This window comes from Mesorhizobium sp. WSM4898 (genome assembly GCF_029625845.1).
In the GTDB taxonomy this organism is placed as follows: domain Bacteria; phylum Pseudomonadota; class Alphaproteobacteria; order Rhizobiales; family Rhizobiaceae; genus Mesorhizobium.
On sequence record NZ_JARTVQ010000001.1, the window covers coordinates 1,143,584 to 1,161,495 of the forward strand.

The following is a 17,912-nucleotide window of genomic DNA, read 5'->3' on the forward strand; positions in this document are numbered from 1 at the left end:
CTTGCTGTGGCGCTACTTGGTCTGCCAGGCGTACCAGCGCGTGGCGATCTCGTCGCGGTGCTCGGCCCAGTAGTTCACGTCGAGATTGATCTGACCCTCGACGTGCGCGTCGGGCAGCCCTTTCACCACGTCGGCGGGCATTTCCGCCTTGGCCTTGGTGTTGATCGGCGCGTAGCCGCTTGCCTCGGCGAATTTCGCCTGGCCGGTCGGGCTGGTCGCGGCGGCGAGGAATTTCATCGCGCTGTCCTTGTTCTTGGCGCCCTTCGGCACGACGAGAACGTCAGCGGCGGTGAGGTTCTGGTTCCAGGAGACGCCGACATCGGCGCCGTCCTTCTCGAGCGCGAAGACACGGCCGTTCCAGAGCTGCCCGAAGGCAGCCTCGCCCGAAGCGATGAGCTGCTGCGACTCCGCGCCGCCGCCCCACCAGACGATATCCGACTTGATCGTGTCGAGCTTCTTGAAAGCGCGCTCGAGATCGAGCGGATAGAGCTTGTCCGCCGGCACGCCGTCGGCGAGCAGCGCGATCTCGATCACGCCCGGCGCCGACCATTTGTAGAAGGTCCGTTTGCCGGGAAACTTCTTGGTGTCGAACATGTCGGCCCAGCTTGTCGGCTCACCCGAAACGGCGCCCTTGTTCCAGGCCAGCACGAAGGAATAGTAGAAGCTGCCGACGGCATGCTCGTTGCTGAAGCGCGGGTCGAGATCGGCCTTCGGCACGGCGGCGAAGTCGATCGGCTCGAGCAGCCCGTCCTTGGCGGCCTTGATGGCGAAATCCATTTCCACGTCGACCACGTCCCAGGTCACGTTCTTGGCGTCGACCATGGCCTTCAGCTTGCCGTAGTCGGTCGGGCCGTCCTGCAGCACCTTGATGCCGGAGCTCGCCGCGAACGGCTCGGCCCAGGACTTGGTCTGCGCTTCCTGCGTGGTGCCGCCCCAGCTGGTGAATACCATTTCGTCGGCCTTGGCGGCGGTTGCCGATAGCAGCCCGGCGAGCACGCCGGCTAAGATCAGTCTCATGTCATTCTCCTCTGATTTCTCTGTTCCGTTTCTTGTTCTTGTCGCTGCACCCTCGGCATGCGTTCTCAGCGCATGACGAAGGGATCGGGAATCGGCTCGTCCGAGGTCTTGATCCAGACCGATTTCGAGCGCGTGTAGTCGCGGATGGCGTCGAGCCCGCCTTCGCGGCCAAGACCCGACAACCCGTAGCCGCCGAAGGGAACGAGCGGCGACACGGCGCGATAGGTGTTGACCCAGACGACGCCGGCACGGATGTCGCGCGCCATGCGGTGCGCCTTGCCGAGATTCGAGGTGAAGACGCCGGAGGCGAGACCGAAGGGCGTGTCGTTGGCTAGAGCCAATGCCTCGGCCTCGGTGTCGAAGGCGAGCACGCTCAACACCGGCCCGAACAATTCCTCGCGTACGCAGGGCAGGTTGCTATCACCGGCATCGATGATCGTCGGCGCATAGTAGAAGCCGGCGCCGGCGTCGGGGCGCCTGCCGCCGGTGACCAGCGTGCCCCCGGCGGCGAGGCTTTCGGCCACGATGGTCTCGATCCGGTCGCGCTGGCGCAGGGTCGCGAGCGGCCCCATCTCGGTGGCCGGATCCTGAGGATCGCCGATGCGGATCGCTTCGGCCTTGCGCTTCAACCGACCAAGGAATTCTTGTCTTACGGTACGCTCGATCAGCAGGCGCGAACCGGCGACGCAGCTCTGTCCGGTCGCCGCAAAGATGCCGGCGACGACCGCATTGGCGGCGCTGTCGAGGTCGGCGTCGGCGAAGACGACGACCGGGCTCTTGCCGCCGAGCTCGAGCGTCGTGTGCGCGAGGTTTTCCGCCGTGTTCCTGACGATGGCGCGCGCCGTGGCCGGGCCGCCGGTGAAAGCGACGCGCGAGACCAGCGGATGACTGGTCAGGCGCCGTCCGCACTCCTGGCCGAAGCCCGTGAGGATATTGACGGTGCCGGCCGGAAAGCCTGCTTCGCTGACCAACTCGGCGAAGGCGAGCAACGGTGCCGGGCCGTCCTCTGAGGCCTTGAGCACCACCGTGCAGCCCGCGGCAAGCGCCGGGCCGAGCTTGACCGCCGAGAGGAAAAGCTGCGAGTTCCACGGCACCACCGCGGCGACCACGCCGATCGGCTCGCGGCGGATGGTGACGTCGAGATCGGCCTTGTCGATCGGCACATGCGCGCCTTCGTGCTTGTCGGCGAGTCCGCCATAGTAGCGGTAATAGTCGCCGACATAGGCGATCTGGGCGCGCGTCTCGCGGATGATCTTGCCGGTGTCGCGCGTCTCCAGCTCGGCCAGGCGGCCCGCATTGGCGGCCACGAGATCGCCGAGCCTGACCAGCAGCTTGCCTCGCGCGGTTGCTGTCATCGATGCCCAAGGGCCGGTGCGCAGCGCACGATGCGCGGCCTCGACGGCGCGGTCGACATCGGCTTCGCTTGCAGCCGGCATCTTCGCCCATGGCGCACCGGTCGACGGATCGACGCTGTCGAAGCTGGCCGACGGCTCGTCGAAGCGGCCGTCGATGAAGTTCCTGAATGCGGCGTCGGTCATGGCCTTGCCCGTTCGTTCGCGATCAGATGAAGGCCGGCATCACCCGGTCGATGAACAATTGCAGCGATTTCTTCTTGCGCTCGTGCGAAAGGCCGCTGTCGATCCAGATCGAGTACTGGTCGAAGCCTAGCGTCTCATAGGCTTCCAGCCGCGCGACCACCTCGTGCGCCTCGCCGATCACCAGGTTCTGGCGCATCTTGTCCGGCGTGTATTGCGGCATGGCCGCGATCTCTTCGGCGCTCAGCGGTTCCAAAATGCCCTGGTGCACCGGCTTCTTGTTCTGGAACCAGGCGCCGAACTGGCAGTAGAAGTTCGACAGATCCTGGCTCAGCCGATCGGCATCGGCGGCGTCCTCGGCGACGAACGTGTGCATCAAGAGCATGATTTGCGGACGCGGGATTTCAGGATGCGCGGCGCAGGCGTCGTTAAACCGCTGCATGAGGCTTGCAACCTCATCGTCGCCGGACGCCAGTGGCGTCACTTGGACCTTGCATCCGTTGGCGACAGCGAAGTCGTGCGAGTTCGGATCGCGCGCCGCCACCCAGATCGGCGGGTAGGGCTTTTGCAGGGGTTTGGGAGAGGAGGTGGTTGGCGGGAACTGCCAGAATTCGCCGCAGTGCTCGTAGTCGCCGTCCCAGAGACCTCGGATCGCCGGAATGATCTCGCGCATGCGCTGCCCGGCGCCCCAGGCATCGAGCCCGGGGAAGACGCGCTGATATTCGTAGCTGTAGGCGCCCCGGGCGATGCCGATGTCGAGCCGGCCGCCGGCAATCACGTCGGTCATCGCCGCCTCGCCGGCAAGCTTGATCGGGTGCCAGAAGGGCGCGATGATGGTTCCGGTGCCTAGGCGGATGCGGCTGGTCTTGGCCGCAAGATAGGCGATGTTGATGAATGGATTGGGCGAGATGGTGAACTCCATCCCGTGATGCTCGCCGATCCAGGCGGTCTCGAAGCCCGCCTGTTCCGCCAGCAGGACCAGCTCACCCAACTCGCGCAACAACTCCGAATGCGGCTTGGCGAGATCCGAGCGTTCCATATGCACGAAGAGCGAGAACTTCATCCCTGGTCACCTGTATTGAGGGCGGCGGTCCTGGCGAGCGGCCTTACCTCGCCTTCGACCTCGTTGCCGACATAGACGCCGAATGCGTCTTCAGTGCATTCGCGCACATAGCGGGTGAGCATCGAGCGGATGGCCGGATCGGCGATCTTCAAGCCGTCGATCGCGTCGATGTCGATCAGCCGGATGCCTCGATCGCTGGAAGCCGGCACGTCGAAGGTACCGCGATAGTAAACATGGGTGCGCGAGGGATTGCCCGCGTCGTCCCATACGGCGAAGAGGAAGCCGAGCTGGGCCTCGATGGCCTTTGCGGCCAGAAGCCCGTTGAGGCTCTTGCCGTCGCTTGCCGAGCCCAGCCCCCGGCCGCGCGGCAGTTCGAGGAAGCCGTCTGGCGTTTCGAGGAACAGGATACGGCCGCCGTTTTCGAGGATGGCGCCGACATCGGTGCCGGGCTGGGCGGCGGCCAGCGCCTCCTGACTCAGCCCGGGCGTGATGTAGGCGCCGCGGCAATAGCCGAGAGGCTGCGAGGTATTGTGCTGGAAGTCGCGGACGCGGCCGATCAGGATCGAATGGTCGCCCGCCTCGACCAACCGCTCCATATCGCAGTCGAAGGTTGCGACCGAGCCGTCGAGAACCGGACTGCCGGTCTTCCCCGGGCGCCAGTCGACCGACGCGAATTTATCCGCTGCCTTCGAGGCGAAGATGCCGGAGGCCGCTTTCTGGGTCTCGTTCAAAATGTTGATGGCGAAGCTCTTCGATGTCGCGAACACCGGATGACCGAGCGCCTTGTGGGCGATGCAGACCAGCACCAGCGGCGGATCAAGCGACACCGATGTGAACGAGTTGGCGGTGAACCCGCGCGGCTCGCCTTCCGCGCCGATCGTGGTGACGATGGTGACGCCTGTTAGGAAGGAGCCGAGCGCACGCCGGAACTCGCCGCTGTCGAAGCTGGCGTCCGCTGCTGCTCCTTGCTCCAGGCTTTCACCTTCGTTCAGGAACTTGGCGATGCATCGTGAGGTGAGATCCGGTGCCGCCACCGCCATCATGTGCCTTTGGCCGGCGAGAACGGTGCAGCGGCCATGCGGCGCGAGCCTGGCCATGGCGGCCGACATTGCCGGCGAGGAGTTCTTGTCCTCGGAGCCGGTGATGAACAGGGCCGGCATGGCCAGGGTCTGCAGGCGCTCGGCGTGGTCGCGGTCGGCACGGGCGAACAGGCGATAAGTGCGGGCGTAGCCTTCGGGATCGACCTCGCTCAACGCTGCCGCCGCCTTCTCGGCCGCCGCCGTGAGCTCGGCCGGAACCGGATCGCCGAACCAGCGGGCGATGGTCTGGGCGACCCCCGCCGCATCGCCGTGGCCGGTGAGCGCCGCCGCGCGCTCGAGCACGGCTTGGGCCAGATCAGGCGGACGACGGAACACGGCGTTGAGCGACACGACACGGCGGATGCGCTTCGGCGCTAGCAGCGCGAGTTCCTGCGCGACCAAAGCCCCCATCGAGTGACCGACGACGGACGCCTTGTCGAGGCCGAGATGATCGAGCAGCCGGATCGCCTGCGCGGCATAGTCGGCGAGTTCCGGCTCCTGCGGCGGCAGCGGCGAGCGACCGTGGCCAAGCATGTCGATGGCGATCAGGTCGAAGCGGTCAGCCATCCGCTGGATCTGCGGCTGCCAGATCGTCGCGTTCATGCCGACGCCGTGGATGAACAGCACCGGCGCGCCCGATCCGGCGCGGATAAAGCCGGTTCCGTCGGGCGCGGCTGCCCGGGTCCATCCAGGTGCGACGGCGTCATCCATGCAGGTCGCCCACTTCCTTGAGGTCCTGATAGCGGTCGCCGATGCGATGGTGAGGACGGCCGCCGATCGAAGCACCGAGCGCCACGACCAACTCGTCCGGCGCCGGTGCGTCGCCGATCTGGAAATGCACGGTCAGATAGTGCGAGCGGCGGCCCTCGTCATTCTTGTCCATCAGCGGAATCATGATCGGTGTGTTCGGCCCACCACGCAGATTGGTGAAGGCGAGATAGGTCTTGGCGGCGACGGCGCGGCGATAATGATTGCCGAAATGCAGTGTGTGGATCAGCGCCGAGGCATGCTCGATCTCGCCCGACGTGCCGCAGATCGCGGCCTTGCCGTAGCCCTCGATCGCCTCGGCCGAGCCGGCGGCGGCAACGATCTCGCGGGTCAGGGTTTCTCCAAGCACCGGCGCAAAGGCGCGGATCTCGGGCGAAAGATCCTCGATGAAGCCGCGACCCGCCCAGGGGTTCGTCAGCACGGCGGCGACGCCGATCAGGCGCAGCGGCTTGGATGCTGCCTTGCCGCCTTCGATCAGCGTGTTCTCGCTGTAAGTGACGATCTTGCGAATGGCCGGCTGCATGGAAACCTCTGTCAGGTGGCGCTCGAGAAAACGCCAACTTTTCTGTCGTCTTATGGTATACCATAGTATGGAGCACCAAATACCTTGTCAACCGGCCATGGAATCTGTTTTCGTGGCGGCCAAGGGAGCAGAGACATGCAGGACGACACGCTTCGCATCGATCGCAGCGCCAAAACCTTGAGAACATTGGCCCTTGAGCGCATGCGCGAGGCCATAATGGATTTTCATTTCCAGCCCGGCGAAAGGCTGGTCGAGCGGCCGCTTTGCGACCAGCTCGGCGTCAGCCGATCGGTTGTGCGCGAGGTCCTGCGGCAGCTGGAGGCTGAAGGCCTTGTGCAGATGATCCCCGGGCATGGTCCGGCTGTGGCCAAACCGGATATCGGCCGCACCGACGAGATCTATGAGCTCAGGGCTTTGCTCGAGGGCATCGCGGCGCGCGCCTGCGCGCAATCGGCCACCAATGGCCAACTGGCCGTACTGGAGCACGCCCTCGGCGAGCTCTTCGAGGCCTGGGCCTCGGGCAAGCCGCCGGCAGTGATGCGCGCGACGACGAAGTTCTACGAAGCGCTTTTCGAGGCTGCGGACAAGCGTGTCGCCTGGGAGATCGTCAGCGGGTTGAATGTGCGCATCAACCAGCTGCGTTCGATGACGATCGCCTCGGCAAACCGTCGCGAGCCGGCGATCGCCGAGATGAACGCGATTATGGATGCGATCCGGGCGCGTAAGCCGCAGGAGGCGGAAGCCGCGGCACGGCGCCACGTCGAATCCGCCTGGAAGATCGCCCGGGACAAACTGCGCCTTGACCCTCTCTAAAGCGCGTCGTGCCGGAACGGATTCAGGCGACGCGCTTTCGCCCAAATCCCGCCATGCCGAATTCCGGTTTATCCTATTGGGGACCTACCTACGAGAAGACGGTCAGGCGAGCTCCGCCACAGCTCTTATCCGACGGTAAATGAAGGGTTCGCCCGCCGCATTGTCTGCCGCGGCGCGCCGCGTTTCGTCGGTGAGCATGCCCACCCGGGCATGGATCGGCGATTTGATGCAGACCGGATCCGTTGCGGCGGCATCGCCGGCAATCGCCATCGCTTGACATCTGCAGCCGCCCCAATCGATCTCGCGCCGCTCGCAGCTTCGGCACGGCTCCTGCATCCATTCGGTACCGCGAAAGGCATTGAATGTCGGTGAATCGGTCCAGATCTCGGCTAGCGAGCGCTCTCCGAAACGCTCGAAGCGGAGCGCAGGAATGGTCTGCGCGGCATGGCATGGCAGCACCGTGCCGTCGGGCGTCACCATGAAGGCGTCGCGCGCCCAGCCGCCCATGCACGGCTTGGGATAGACGGCGAAATAATCCGGCGGGACGAAATCGATGTTGATGACGCCGGCAAGCCGTTCTTGCGCCGCCGCGACGATCTCCACCTGCCGTTCGACGGCGGCGCGTTCGGGCATCAGGGTATTGCGATTGGCCAGCGCCCAGCCGGCATACTGCACATTGGCGATCTCGAGCCGCTCGGCGTCCAGCGAAAGAGCCAGGTCGATGAATTCCGGCACTTCCTCGATGTTGTGGCGATGGATCGGCGCATTGATGGTGAGCGGCAGCCCGGCCGCGCGGGCGCGGCGTGCCGTCTCCAGCTTCTTTTCGTGGCTGCCGCTGTGGTTGCCGATACGGTCGGTCGTCGCCGGGCGGGCGCCCTGGAAGCTCAGCTGCAGGTGGTCGAGCCCGGCTTCGGCAAAGACCTCGATGCGGCCCTCGGCAATGTTGATGCCGGCGGTGATGAGATTGCTGTAGACGCCGCGCGTCGAAAGCCCGGCGATCAATTGCTCGAGATCGCGGCGCAGCGTCGGCTCGCCGCCCGACAGATGCACCTGCAGAACGCCGAGATCGGCGGCCTGCGAGAAAAGATCGAGCCAGGTCTGGGTGTCGAGCTCACGATCGGCCTTGAGCAATTCGAGCGGATTGGAGCAATAAGGGCACTGCAGCGGGCAGCGATGCGTCAGTTCCGCCAGCATGCCGATCGGAGGCAGAAGCGGCTCGCTCATAGCTTCACCAACAGCTTGTCCGACCATTCCTGCAGGAAGGCGATGACATCGGCCGCTACGGCCTCCTGTTCAGCATCGTAATCGGCCGCAAGACCAGCGATGATGTAGCCGACCGCGGACCGCCCGTCGCAGCGGCGCAATATGTCGAGACTGATATCGTTCGGCCAGAATACCTTTTCCGGCGAAAGCACGGCGAAGGCCTGTCGCACGGGGTCGTACTGAATACGCACGTGCCTCGGCAGCGATGGCATTGATTGCAAGGAGACGATGGCTCTCTCGCGCAGCGCCATCATCGGGTTGCCTCCGGCTGGAAGGCGCCCGGAGGGACGTTTCCCGGCGCGCCATAGGCATGTTGAAGTGCATCGAGCATGGCCCACAATATATCGCATTTGAACACCAGCGCATCGATCGCCTGCTGCTGGCGCTCGGCCGTATCGGCGTGGCTCAGCACATAGGCGAGGGCGAAGTCGGCGTCGCGCGATGCCTGTTCGGGCCGCCGGCTGAAATAGGCCAGCGTGTCGTCGGTGATGTAGTCGTATTTGGCCAGCATCGCCGGCACTCGCTCGCCGATGATGATCGGCGAGAACATCTCGGTCAGCGACGATGCCACCGCCTCGAGCAGCGTGCGGTTCGTGCAGAAGGAAAGATAGGCGCCGACGGCGAAGCGGGTCGCCGGCAGCGCCAGCCTTTCGCTCTTGACGGCTTCGGCATCGAGCCCGAGCGAGGTCGCCAGATGCAGCCAGCGCGCGATGCCGCCGCTCCAGCCGTCCTCGCCGTCGTGATCCTCGATGCGTTTGCGCCAGGCGGCGCGAAACGCCGGGTCTTCGGCATGTGCCAGGATCATGGCGTCCTTGCGCGGAATGACGGCCTGGTAGCAGTAGCGGTTCAATGCCCAGGCCTGCATTTCGGCCTTCGTCAGCCCGCCACTGGTCATCCTGTGATGAAAGCGATGGCGGTTGTGATAACGCTCGGCGCCGACCTGCCGCAGCACCGCCTCGAGCTCGCTCTTGGACAGACCATGTCGCGCCGCGTCGTGGAAGTCGCTCAAAGTTCGATCTCCATTCCGTCGCTCCCGATTTCCCAGCCAGCCGCTCTGACCGTCGCGTGTTCGGCGGAACTCTCGTCGAGAACAGGATTGGTATTGTTGATGTGGATGAAGACGCGGCGGCCGATCCTCACATCGGCCAAGGCGGCGATCGAACCCTCTTCTCCGGACATTGCGATGTGCCCCATGCGCGCACCGGTCTTCTGGCCGACGCCGGCGAGGATCATCTCGTCGTCTGTATAGACAGTGCCGTCGAATAGAAGGCAGGCGGCGTCCGCCAGACGCGTGCGCAGGGCGGCATCGATGCCCGCGCAGCCGGGAATGTAGAAGACAGCGGCGCGACTTCCAGCCCCGTTGACACGCACGCCGATCGTGTCGCCCGTGTCGGAGCTGAAATCGGCACTTGGATCGCCTCTTTGCTCGAGATAGAGCGCGATCTTGCCGGGCACGGGAAAGGCGTCGACGACCACGCCGGTCTGCTGGCCGTCCGCGTTGCAGATCGCCAGTTCCTCCGTTGGCGCCAGAAGGCGGCGCGGCACGATCGCCGGATCGAGAACGTTGAAGATCGAATTCGCCGCCAGCGTCGCCAGCACCTGTGCCGTTGCATAGATTGCGAAGGGCTGCCGCTCCCGCAGGCTGAGCAGGCCGGCGACATGGTCGACGTCGCCATTCGTCAGCACGACCGCGCGGATGGGCGTCGAGCGCAGCGGCGCATCGGCCGCGGGCTGCAGTTCAGGCGTTTGCCCGATCTGCCGGCCAATGTCGGGCGACGCGTTGAACAGAACCCAGCCTGTCCCGTCCGCCGATACGGCAATGGACGACTGGGTCCGCGAATGCACGCCAGCCATGCCGCTCCGAGCCGAGCGGCTCAGGCGATAGTTGCAGTTCCATTGCGGAAAGCCGCCTCCCGCCGCCGATCCTATGATCTTCACGCGCATGGCGATGCCTGCTCTGCGGCCCATTTGACCGACGCCAAATTCTCGGTGCCAAACGGCTTCGCGCCCGCGCTTCCCGCGCAACCCCCGTCTCGACGACCTCAAGCGGCAAGGGGATGCATGCCCCCGCAGCCAGGGACACGCAGCTCTGCGGCCTACTTCCTGGGAGGCGTTTCAGCAGGCAGATACCGCGAAATCTCGAAGCCCGCGGCAACCTGGCACATCGTCGGTTTCTTCCAGCTCTTCTTCTTCATTGCATTCTCCTCTTTAGCCAGCCCGAAGGGACCGGCCCTCATTGGCGCCATTGCGGGCAATGCAATGGCTCATCCATCACCTCACAAACGGACAAATGAAACGCTGGGTTCTCAAACAGCCAAAACCCAGGAACAAAACACAACTGCCTAGCTCAGGGATGAGTTCCTTAGCTTCGTGTCTCTCCCGTTCGATCAAGCTCACCCCGGCGACCAGTTGCGGCACCTTGCGCTGCATGCAGGGCCCAGTCCGGATCGGTGTTCGCGGCCGTGGCGCCGGCGTGGGGCATGAGCATGACAGCCGCACCAGGCTGCGAACCAGGCGCATCCGTTCCATCAACCGTTTCCTCCCGCGCCTTGTTTGCGGGTTATCAGTCCGCGCGAAGGGTCATAAGCGATGATGGCCCCCCCGAGAAACAGCAGCGTGCAGCCGGCGACGACGCCCAGCGACACCCAATCGATCTGCCCGTAGAAGGCGAAGCGGATCAACTCGACGGCATAGGTAAAGGGGTTGGCGAGGCAGAGCTTGTAAAGCAGCGGGCTCGCTTCCTGGATGCGCCACAAAGGATAGAGCGCCGGCGACGCGAAATAGCCGGGAAAGATCACGAAGTTCATGATCCCGGCAAAATTCTCGAGCTGCTTGATCATCGAGGACAGGAGCATGCCGAGCGCGCAAAGCATCATCCCCGACAGGAACAGGGCCGGCAGCACGAATAGGTAACCGAGCGGCGGCGCCTTGACGCCCCAGAACCATGCAACGATCAGAAAGGCATAAACCTGCGCGATCGACACGGAGACGCCGGCGAGCATCTTCGACACCAGCAGATACCAGCGGGGAAATGGGCTGACCAGCAGGATGCGCATATTGCCCATCTCACGGTCGTAGACCATCGACAGCGAAGACTGCATGCCCGAGAACAGCAGGATCATGCCGCACAAGCCCGGCGTGATGTAGACCTCGTAGAGCACGTAGGTCTTGTAGGGCGGGATGATCGAGACACCGAGCACCTGCCGGAACCCGGCGGCAAAAATGAACAGCCAGACGAGCGGTCGCACCAGCGACGAGATGAAGCGCTCGCGCTGGTGCAGGAAGCGCAGCCCTTCCCGCACGACGACGCCTTTGAGGCAGATGAGGTAGTGACGAAAGCCGAACGCGTCGGACTTCACCGGGGTGACGGCGGCGACCTTTTCCGGCATTGCGGGAGTGCTCATGGCGAGATCTCCGCCTGGCCGGCTGCTTCGCCGCGGCTGAGTCTGGAAAAGGCGTCGCGGATCGACGCGGCACCACTCGCTTTGACCACGTCGGCCACTTTGCCTTTGGCGACCAGGTCACCTTGCCGCAGCACGACGACATGGTCGCCATCTTCAACCTCGTCGATCAGGTGGGTGGCCCAAAGCACGCCGATGCCCTCGGTTTCGACCAGCTTGCGGATGGTGGCGAGAATGCCCGCGCGCGACTGGATGTCGAGACCCACCGTCGCCTCGTCGAGCAGCAGCAGGGACGGGCGATGGAGCAGCGCCCGGGCGATCTCGATGCGCCGCATCTGGCCGCCGGAAAGGCTGCGAGCCTTGTCATGCTGACGGCCTTGCATGTCGACTGTCTGGATCATCGCTGCAATGCGCTGTCGGGCTTCGTGCCGTCCGATGCCGTGCAGCGAGGCGTGATAGGAGAGGTTCTGGTATACGCTCAGGTCGAGGTCGAGCGTGCGCGCCTGGAACACGATGCCGACCCGCCTGAGCGCCTCGCCGGACGCACGGCTGACGTCATGGCCGAAGATGCGGATCGATCCCTGGCGCGTGTCGTAGAGGTGGCTGATCAGCGAGTACAGGGTCGTCTTTCCGGCGCCGTTGAGACCGAGAAGGGCGGTGAAAGTAGCCGGCGCGATCGAGAACGAGACGTCGTTGAGCGCCCGCTTCGGGCCATAGGAATGGCTGACGCCGGCGACATCGAGTGCCGCCGCTCCGATCCCCGTTTTCGCCGTCCTCGCATGCTGCATGGATGCTCCTTCAGGATGCTATCTAGCGCGCTCGACGTCTTTGGCCCCGGCTTCAGGCCTTAATCTTTCGGCTGCTTTTCTATTTGGGCGATATGACCACCCCCCACGGCTGCTGCCCCACGGTGACCGACTGAACCGGCTCCTCGGTCGCCGTATCGATGAAAGTGATGTCGTTGGAATTGCCGTTCGTTGTGATCAGTGTCTTCTGATCGGGGGTGAAGTCCAGATGCCAGGCGCGCTGTCCGACGAGGATGTAGTTTTCCACCTCGTAGGTTTCGGTGTTGATCACTGCGACATGGTTCGCCGGGCCGAGCGCGATATAGGCCTTCTTCCCGTTGGCGCTGATGGCGATGCCGACCGGCTGGATGGTTTCGGCTCGCAGTCCGGGAATCGCGAACTTGATCCTCTTCACGACCTGGCGCTTGGCGTTGTCGATGACGCTGACGGTGCCGCCGATCTCGGCACTGACCCAGGCCTGCGAGCCGTCGGGCTTGAACGCGGCGAAGCGCGGGCGCGTGTCGACCAGCACGTTGTCGGTTACCTCATGGCTCTCGGTGTCGATGAAATGCGCCATGCTGGTGGTCTCCGAGGTGTTGACCAGGGTCTTGCCGTCGGGGCTGACGGCCATGCCTTCGGGTTCCACGCCGACCGGGATCTCGGACGTGACTTGCTTGCTGTCGAGGTCGATCGCGGTGACCAGATTGTCGTTTTCGTTGGCGACGTAGAGCGCCTTGCCGTCGGGCGAAAGCACGAACAATTCGGGATCGTCGCCGGAGGGCAGCGTGCCGACGACCTGCAGCGTCGTGGTATCGATGATTTGGATCGTATTGTCGTCGCTGGCGCACAAATAGATGAACTTGCCGTCGTGCGAGATTGTGATGCCGCGCGGCCTCTGGCCGACGTCGACGGTCTTGACCACCTGCATCGTCGCCGTATCGACGACGGTGATCGTATTGTCCTTCTCGTTTGAGACGTAGGCCGTGTAGGCCGATGCCGGGCCGGCCATGACGCCGGTTGCGAGAATGGCGAGTACGCAAGCTCGGCTCTGCACGAATTCCTCCCGATCGGCGCTACCTGAGAACGCATTTCGTTTCCGGCTGATCGATGCCGAGGGTGTCGAGTTCGGAGACTTGGTGGAGATAGCCCTCCTGGGGAGATGTCGAGACGACCGATCTGGTATCGCCAAGCAGGATCGGCTGGCGAAGCTGGAGGTTCCATTTGCGGAAGGTCAGCTTCTGTCCCTTGAAGGCGGCGACCGAGAAGTCGTCCGAGCGGATGTAATCGCTGATCTTTTTCGGATCGTCGCCATTGGTGCGCGTAGTGGCTTCGCCGACGGCCCGCACGGCCGTCCAGGCCGACATGTCCTTGGACATCATTCGCCGGCCTGCCGTCTTCAGGAAGCGATTTTGCATTTGAATGCCGCCCCACTGTTCACTCGCGGGATGCCATGACGATGCCACAAGACCGGCCGTGCCTGCGACGAGCCGCGGCGTCCAGCTGCGGTAGGGCACGTAGGTCCCGAACACCTCGCTTTCATCGGCCACAAGCAGCACGTCATGCTCCGGCAGGTCCTGCGTGAATACCGAAATCTGTTGCTGTGTCTGCGTCGCCCCGGTGTCAGTGCGGCGCGCCGTCCCGGTATCCTTGAATTCTTTCTCCGCGACGATCTGCCCGCCGAAGCGGGCTGCCGCGCGGCGCAACGCGTCGGCATAGAGGCGGTCCTCGTCATGCGAGCCGTAGAGCAGCACCCAGTTCGGCCATTTCTTCACCATCAGATACTGCGCCAGAGCGTCGGCGAGCATGCTTCGCGTCGGCGCGATGTGGAAGACGTTTATTCGGCAGTCCTCCTCGCGCAGTCTGTCGTCGGTGGCGCCCACGTTGAAGATCAGCACGCCCTTGTCGCGGGCGATGTCGGCGATCGACAGCAGCTGCTTGGCCGAGAGGTCCGCGAGGACATAGCGTTCGCCTTTGGCAATCAACGCGTTGAATGCCTGAACCGCGTCGGCTTCCGGTTTTATCTCGGTGACATCGAGGCTGAATTTCTGCTTGATGAACTTGCCCGTGGTGTTGTTGTCGCCAATGGCGACGTTGGCGCCGGCGACACCTTCGTCACGCGGCGGGGCGTCCAGCAGGGAAAGCGTCAGGCGCGGCGCGTAGGCCCGTAAATAGCCTATCTTGATTTCGGTTATCTTCTCGTCCGGCTTGATCGCTCCGGCCGGCTGCACGGTCGGTTGCTGGGCGAACGCACGTGGAGCAGCAGCGGTCAGGGCCAGAAAGCACAAAAGGGCCGCCAAGGTGCCCGACACCGCGCTTGTCATCGACGAATTACCGTTCTTGCGCCTAAGTCCGATCGTTTGCCGGACCAGCGCGAAGTCAAGGTGCCCCAAGGCGAACTTAGAGAGCCGGCGGGATTTATCAACCTCGTGAGCAGGACGTCTCCGGCTCTGCTTGCGACGGATCGCGGTCCTCAGGGCAGCTGGCCGCGCGAAGGTCCGAAGCGGCCCGGACGTATCTCAGGGAAGAGGACGCGGGCTGCTTCGACTGAACCATTTGTCTTTCGTCGCCCCCCGCACCGGCACCGGTTCACGCAGGGTTGCGCTCGGGAACCATGGCGCTCCTGAAGCAAACTTGCGATTTGACGCCCTCAGCTTGACCTTGCGGCGAGGCCTGTCCTCTGATTCCCTGATCTTGGCGGGACCATCTGATTCGTTTGCTAGTTGCTCTGGCGCAGCCACTGCGTCCCGTAGAGAGATCACAATGACCGCCAAGCCGGAAATCCTGGAGATGAGACCTAAGATCACCGTTGTCGGGGTCGGTGGCGCTGGCGGAAACGCCGTCAACAACATGATCGCTGAAGGCCTGCAGGGGGTCGAGTTCGTCGTCGCCAATACCGACGCCCAGGCGCTCACCATGTCAAAGTCGCCGCGGCTGATCCAGTTGGGCGCGCATGTGACCGAGGGCTTGGGCGCCGGATCTCTCCCCCACGTCGGCAGCGCGGCCGCTGAGGAATCCATCGACGAGATCATGGATCATCTGGCGGGAACGCACATGTGTTTTATCACGGCGGGCATGGGAGGCGGCACCGGGACTGGCGCCGCGCCCGTCATTGCGCGTGCGGCGCGCGATGCCGGCATTTTGACGGTGGCCGTCGTTACCAAGCCTTTCACGTTCGAGGGCAAGCGCAGGTCTCAGGCCGCCGAAGAGGGCATAGAACGCCTTCGCGAAAGCGCCGACACCGTGATCGTCATCCCCAACCAGAACCTTTTCAGGGTCGCCGACGCCAGGACGACGTTTGCCGATGCCTTCGCTATGGCGGACCGTGTTCTCTACGCCGGTGTCGGCTGCATCACGGATCTCATCGTGAAGGAAGGCCTGATCAATCTCGATTTTGCCGACGTGAAGTCGGTGATGCGGGACATGGGCCGGGCGATGATGGGAACCGGTGAGGCCTCGGGGGAGGGCCGCGCAAGGACGGCGGCCGAGGCAGCAATCGCCAACCCGCTGCTCGATGAGGCTTCCATGACGGGCGCCAGAGGCCTGCTCGTATCGATCTGCGGCGGCACGGACATGACGCTCTTCGAGGTCGACGAAGCCGCGACACGGATACGGGAAGAGGTCGACGCCGACGCCGACATTATCGTCGGCGCCATCTTCGACCAGGCGTTGGCCGGAAAGTTTCGGGTGTCGGTCGTCGCGACGGGTCTGCGGAAGAGCGAAGACATGCCGCAGCTTCAGCAGAGGATCGCCTGAAGCCGGCCTTCCTGGTTGGCGAGATCCCGCCGGCGAATCTCTACTCGTCGCTATGACTTGACTTGGTTGGCTTTCGGTGGCCTGCCCAGGCCCCTACGGCCGGGATGGTGGCGAGCGGATCCTAGCTAGGGTTTTCAGTCGAGCGAAGCTGGAGCAGATCAGCTGGCCATTCTTTAATAACGGGCCATTCTCTCGGCGATGAGGCCCGGGCGGGCTGCGATTTTTGCTCCGGCGCCGGTGAACATTTTTCCCCTGAGACAGTTTGGAGTGCCTTGGGGAATACCGGAAAGCCACTTGGACAATACGGGATTAACGGGAAGCACGACCAGTGACGCGGAGGGCGTACTCGCTGTCCGGTCCGCGGGTCTGCAGTGGATCACGGTGAGCGGCTCGTATTTCGCCACTGAGGACGGCGAGCCGTGGATGCCGATCGGGCAGAATGACGCGATAAGCTGGCCCGAGCTAAATGGACTGTTCCGGCGCAAGGACATAGCCGGCGTGGAGGCTCACCTCCGCTGGCTTAAGCAAAGCGGCGTCACCTGCCTCAGGCTGATGCTGGAATATGCTCAGGTCCGCCACCGCTACTTCGAGCGGCCGCTCGGTCGCTTCGTTCCTGCTATCGTGCGGCTGTGGGACGATCTTTTTCGTCTCTGTGAAAAGCACGGTTTGAGAATACTGCTCACCCCGTTCGATACATTTTGGCAGTGGCGGCACTGGCGTCATCACCCCTATAATCAGAGGAACGGCGGCGTGCTGGATCAGCCCTCGCGCTTTCTGGTCTGCACGGCCACGCGCCGCGCCATCAAGGCAAGGCTGGAATTCGCGGTGCGCAGATGGGGCGGCAGCGGCGCGCTCTTCGCTTGGGACCTCTGGAACGAGATCCATCCCGAGCAGGCCGAAGGCAGCGCCGACGATTTCGGCGACTTCATCCACGATCTCGGTGCTTTCGTTCGCCGGCTGGAGATTTCGCTCTACGGCCGCTCCCACCCGCAAACGGTTTCGCTCTTCGGACCGGAGCTTCGCTGGCGGGCGCACATGCCGCTCCGCGAACCTATCTTCCGGCATCCGGATCTCGACTTCGCCTCCCTCCACATCTACGAGGAAGGCACGATCGATCATCCCAGCGACACAGTGGCCCCGGCGCTCGGCCTGGGGCGGATCGTCGGCGAGGCCCTGGCCGAAACTCGCGATGGCCGCCCGTTCCTCGACAGCGAACATGGCCCGATCCATACCTTCAAGGACAAGAAGATCACGCTGCCGGAGCCGTTCGATGACGAATATTTCCGCCATGTGCAATGGGCGCACCTGGCTGCCGGCGGTGCCGGTGGCGGTATGCGCTGGCCGAACCGCACGCCGCATGTGCTCACACCCGGCATGCGGCGGGCGCAGCGCTCGCTGGCGGGTTTCCTGCCGCTGATCGACTGGCGTCGGTTCCGACGTGTCCATCTCGGCGGCCGGGTGCGGGTTTCCCGCCCCGATGTCGCGGCGGTAGCCTGCGGCGACGATGCCCAGGCGGTGGCCTGGCTGGTTCACCGCGAGACGATCGGGCCCAACGGCATGCTGCGGGCCGTCGCGCAAACCGAGCCCGTCATGATCGACCTGCCTGGGCTGGCTCCGGGTAGCTACCGCATAGTCGGCTGGGATACTGCGGCCGGCACGCAAGCGGCGGAATGGCGGGCGCAAGCGGACGGTAGGTTGAAGCTGGAGGTGCCACCGTTCGCGACCGATGTCGCGCTGGCGATTCGCCGATGCTGAGAGGGACCGAAGCCAGCCCGTCCGTCTCTGCTTTGCCTTGCTCGATGGCAGCTCCGAGACCTTGCCGAGACCGACCGGGAGTATCGGCGGTCTTCTACAATTTTCGCGGCTGAGCGGGGAACACTTCATCCACCTCCAGGTTCGGAAGTATGCGTCA

16 protein-coding genes are annotated in these 17,912 nt (G+C 64.2%); 3 read left to right on the plus strand and 13 right to left on the minus strand.

Annotated elements, in window-relative coordinates; translation table 11 throughout:
• Positions 1-12 precede the first annotated feature (12 nt).
• The 5 genes from P9228_RS05520 to P9228_RS05540 form a co-directional block, all read right to left on the minus strand.
• Positions 13-1,017, minus strand: coding sequence for an ABC transporter substrate-binding protein (locus P9228_RS05520; RefSeq protein ID WP_278052639.1), 1,005 nt, complete (start codon positions 1,015-1,017; stop codon positions 13-15).
• A 65-nt stretch (positions 1,018-1,082) separates the two neighbouring features.
• The gene (locus P9228_RS05525; RefSeq protein ID WP_278052640.1) at positions 1,083-2,555 is read right to left on the minus strand and encodes an aldehyde dehydrogenase; all 1,473 of its coding nucleotides are present in this window, start codon (positions 2,553-2,555) and stop codon (positions 1,083-1,085) included.
• Between the two features lie 22 nt (positions 2,556-2,577).
• Positions 2,578-3,615, minus strand: coding sequence for an LLM class flavin-dependent oxidoreductase (locus P9228_RS05530; RefSeq protein ID WP_278052641.1), 1,038 nt, complete (start codon positions 3,613-3,615; stop codon positions 2,578-2,580).
• Entirely contained in the window at positions 3,612-5,405 is a 1,794-nt protein-coding gene (locus P9228_RS05535) for an alpha/beta fold hydrolase (RefSeq protein WP_278052642.1), read from the minus strand. The genes P9228_RS05530 and P9228_RS05535 overlap by 4 nt, the downstream gene beginning before the upstream one ends.
• The gene (locus P9228_RS05540; RefSeq protein WP_067328500.1) at positions 5,398-5,985 is read right to left on the minus strand and encodes an amino acid synthesis family protein; all 588 of its coding nucleotides are present in this window, start codon (positions 5,983-5,985) and stop codon (positions 5,398-5,400) included. Before P9228_RS05540 ends, P9228_RS05535 begins: the two co-directional genes overlap by 8 nt.
• 135 nt (positions 5,986-6,120) lie before the next feature.
• Here P9228_RS05540 and P9228_RS05545 point away from each other — a divergent pair, with 135 nt between their 5' ends.
• Positions 6,121-6,798, plus strand: coding sequence for a GntR family transcriptional regulator (locus tag P9228_RS05545; protein ID WP_095777416.1), 678 nt, complete (start codon positions 6,121-6,123; stop codon positions 6,796-6,798).
• A gap of 102 nt (positions 6,799-6,900) precedes the next feature.
• Here P9228_RS05545 and pqqE read toward each other — a convergent pair whose 3' ends face one another.
• From pqqE to P9228_RS05585, 8 genes are all read right to left on the minus strand, one after another.
• Entirely contained in the window at positions 6,901-8,022 is a 1,122-nt protein-coding gene (pqqE, locus tag P9228_RS05550; protein WP_278052643.1) for a pyrroloquinoline quinone biosynthesis protein PqqE, read from the minus strand.
• Entirely contained in the window at positions 8,019-8,315 is a 297-nt protein-coding gene (gene pqqD, locus P9228_RS05555) for a pyrroloquinoline quinone biosynthesis peptide chaperone PqqD (RefSeq protein ID WP_127213794.1), read from the minus strand. The genes pqqE and pqqD overlap by 4 nt, the downstream gene beginning before the upstream one ends.
• Complete coding sequence (gene pqqC, locus P9228_RS05560; RefSeq protein WP_278052644.1) at positions 8,312-9,070, minus strand: pyrroloquinoline-quinone synthase PqqC; 759 nt, start codon at positions 9,068-9,070, stop codon at positions 8,312-8,314. Before pqqC ends, pqqD begins: the two co-directional genes overlap by 4 nt.
• On the minus strand, positions 9,067-10,005 hold the full coding sequence (pqqB, locus tag P9228_RS05565; RefSeq protein WP_278052891.1) for a pyrroloquinoline quinone biosynthesis protein PqqB: 939 nt from the start codon (positions 10,003-10,005) through the stop codon (positions 9,067-9,069). The genes pqqC and pqqB overlap by 4 nt, the downstream gene beginning before the upstream one ends.
• 584 nt (positions 10,006-10,589) lie before the next feature.
• Positions 10,590-11,450 (minus strand): ABC transporter permease, encoded by an 861-nt coding sequence (locus P9228_RS05570; RefSeq protein ID WP_164750343.1) that lies wholly within the window; start codon positions 11,448-11,450, stop codon positions 10,590-10,592.
• An 11-nt stretch (positions 11,451-11,461) separates the two neighbouring features.
• Positions 11,462-12,250 carry an ATP-binding cassette domain-containing protein gene (locus P9228_RS05575; protein ID WP_278052645.1) on the minus strand — a complete coding sequence of 263 codons (789 nt, stop codon included), beginning with the start codon at positions 12,248-12,250 and terminating at the stop codon, positions 11,462-11,464.
• Positions 12,251-12,329: 79 nt separating this feature from the next.
• Positions 12,330-13,301: a YVTN family beta-propeller repeat protein gene (locus P9228_RS05580; RefSeq protein WP_278052646.1), complete on the minus strand. Its 972-nt coding sequence runs from the start codon at positions 13,299-13,301 to the stop codon at positions 12,330-12,332.
• A 19-nt stretch (positions 13,302-13,320) separates the two neighbouring features.
• Positions 13,321-14,568, minus strand: coding sequence for an ABC transporter substrate-binding protein (locus tag P9228_RS05585; RefSeq protein WP_278052647.1), 1,248 nt, complete (start codon positions 14,566-14,568; stop codon positions 13,321-13,323).
• Positions 14,569-15,007: 439 nt separating this feature from the next.
• Between P9228_RS05585 and ftsZ the strand changes: the two genes are divergently transcribed.
• Entirely contained in the window at positions 15,008-16,000 is a 993-nt protein-coding gene (gene ftsZ / locus P9228_RS05590) for a cell division protein FtsZ (protein ID WP_067328519.1), read from the plus strand.
• A gap of 294 nt (positions 16,001-16,294) precedes the next feature.
• Positions 16,295-17,755, plus strand: a complete 1,461-nt coding sequence (locus P9228_RS05595; protein WP_278052648.1) for a hypothetical protein — start codon at positions 16,295-16,297, stop codon at positions 17,753-17,755.
• Positions 17,756-17,912: the final 157 nt, after the last annotated feature.

What these genes read in the sequence shown, in the direction of transcription:
- P9228_RS05520 (WP_278052639.1), bottom strand. Translation starts at nt 1,017, where the DNA reads ATGAGACTGATCTTAGCCGGCGTGCTCGCCGGGCTGCTATCGGCAACC.
- P9228_RS05530 (WP_278052641.1), bottom strand. Translation starts at nt 3,615, where the DNA reads ATGAAGTTCTCGCTCTTCGTGCATATGGAACGCTCGGATCTCGCCAAG.
- pqqB (WP_278052891.1), bottom strand. Translation starts at nt 10,005, where the DNA reads ATGCGCGTGAAGATCATAGGATCGGCGGCGGGAGGCGGCTTTCCGCAA.
- P9228_RS05540 (WP_067328500.1), bottom strand. Translation starts at nt 5,985, where the DNA reads ATGCAGCCGGCCATTCGCAAGATCGTCACTTACAGCGAGAACACGCTG.
- P9228_RS05535 (WP_278052642.1), bottom strand. Translation starts at nt 5,405, where the DNA reads ATGGATGACGCCGTCGCACCTGGATGGACCCGGGCAGCCGCGCCCGAC.
- P9228_RS05585 (WP_278052647.1), bottom strand. Translation starts at nt 14,568, where the DNA reads ATGACAAGCGCGGTGTCGGGCACCTTGGCGGCCCTTTTGTGCTTTCTG.
- pqqD (WP_127213794.1), bottom strand. Translation starts at nt 8,315, where the DNA reads ATGATGGCGCTGCGCGAGAGAGCCATCGTCTCCTTGCAATCAATGCCA.
- P9228_RS05525 (WP_278052640.1), bottom strand. Translation starts at nt 2,555, where the DNA reads ATGACCGACGCCGCATTCAGGAACTTCATCGACGGCCGCTTCGACGAG.
- pqqE (WP_278052643.1), bottom strand. Translation starts at nt 8,022, where the DNA reads ATGAGCGAGCCGCTTCTGCCTCCGATCGGCATGCTGGCGGAACTGACG.
- P9228_RS05545 (WP_095777416.1), top strand. Translation starts at nt 6,121, where the DNA reads ATGCAGGACGACACGCTTCGCATCGATCGCAGCGCCAAAACCTTGAGA.
- P9228_RS05570 (WP_164750343.1), bottom strand. Translation starts at nt 11,450, where the DNA reads ATGCCGGAAAAGGTCGCCGCCGTCACCCCGGTGAAGTCCGACGCGTTC.
- ftsZ (WP_067328519.1), top strand. Translation starts at nt 15,008, where the DNA reads ATGACCGCCAAGCCGGAAATCCTGGAGATGAGACCTAAGATCACCGTT.
- P9228_RS05575 (WP_278052645.1), bottom strand. Translation starts at nt 12,250, where the DNA reads ATGCAGCATGCGAGGACGGCGAAAACGGGGATCGGAGCGGCGGCACTC.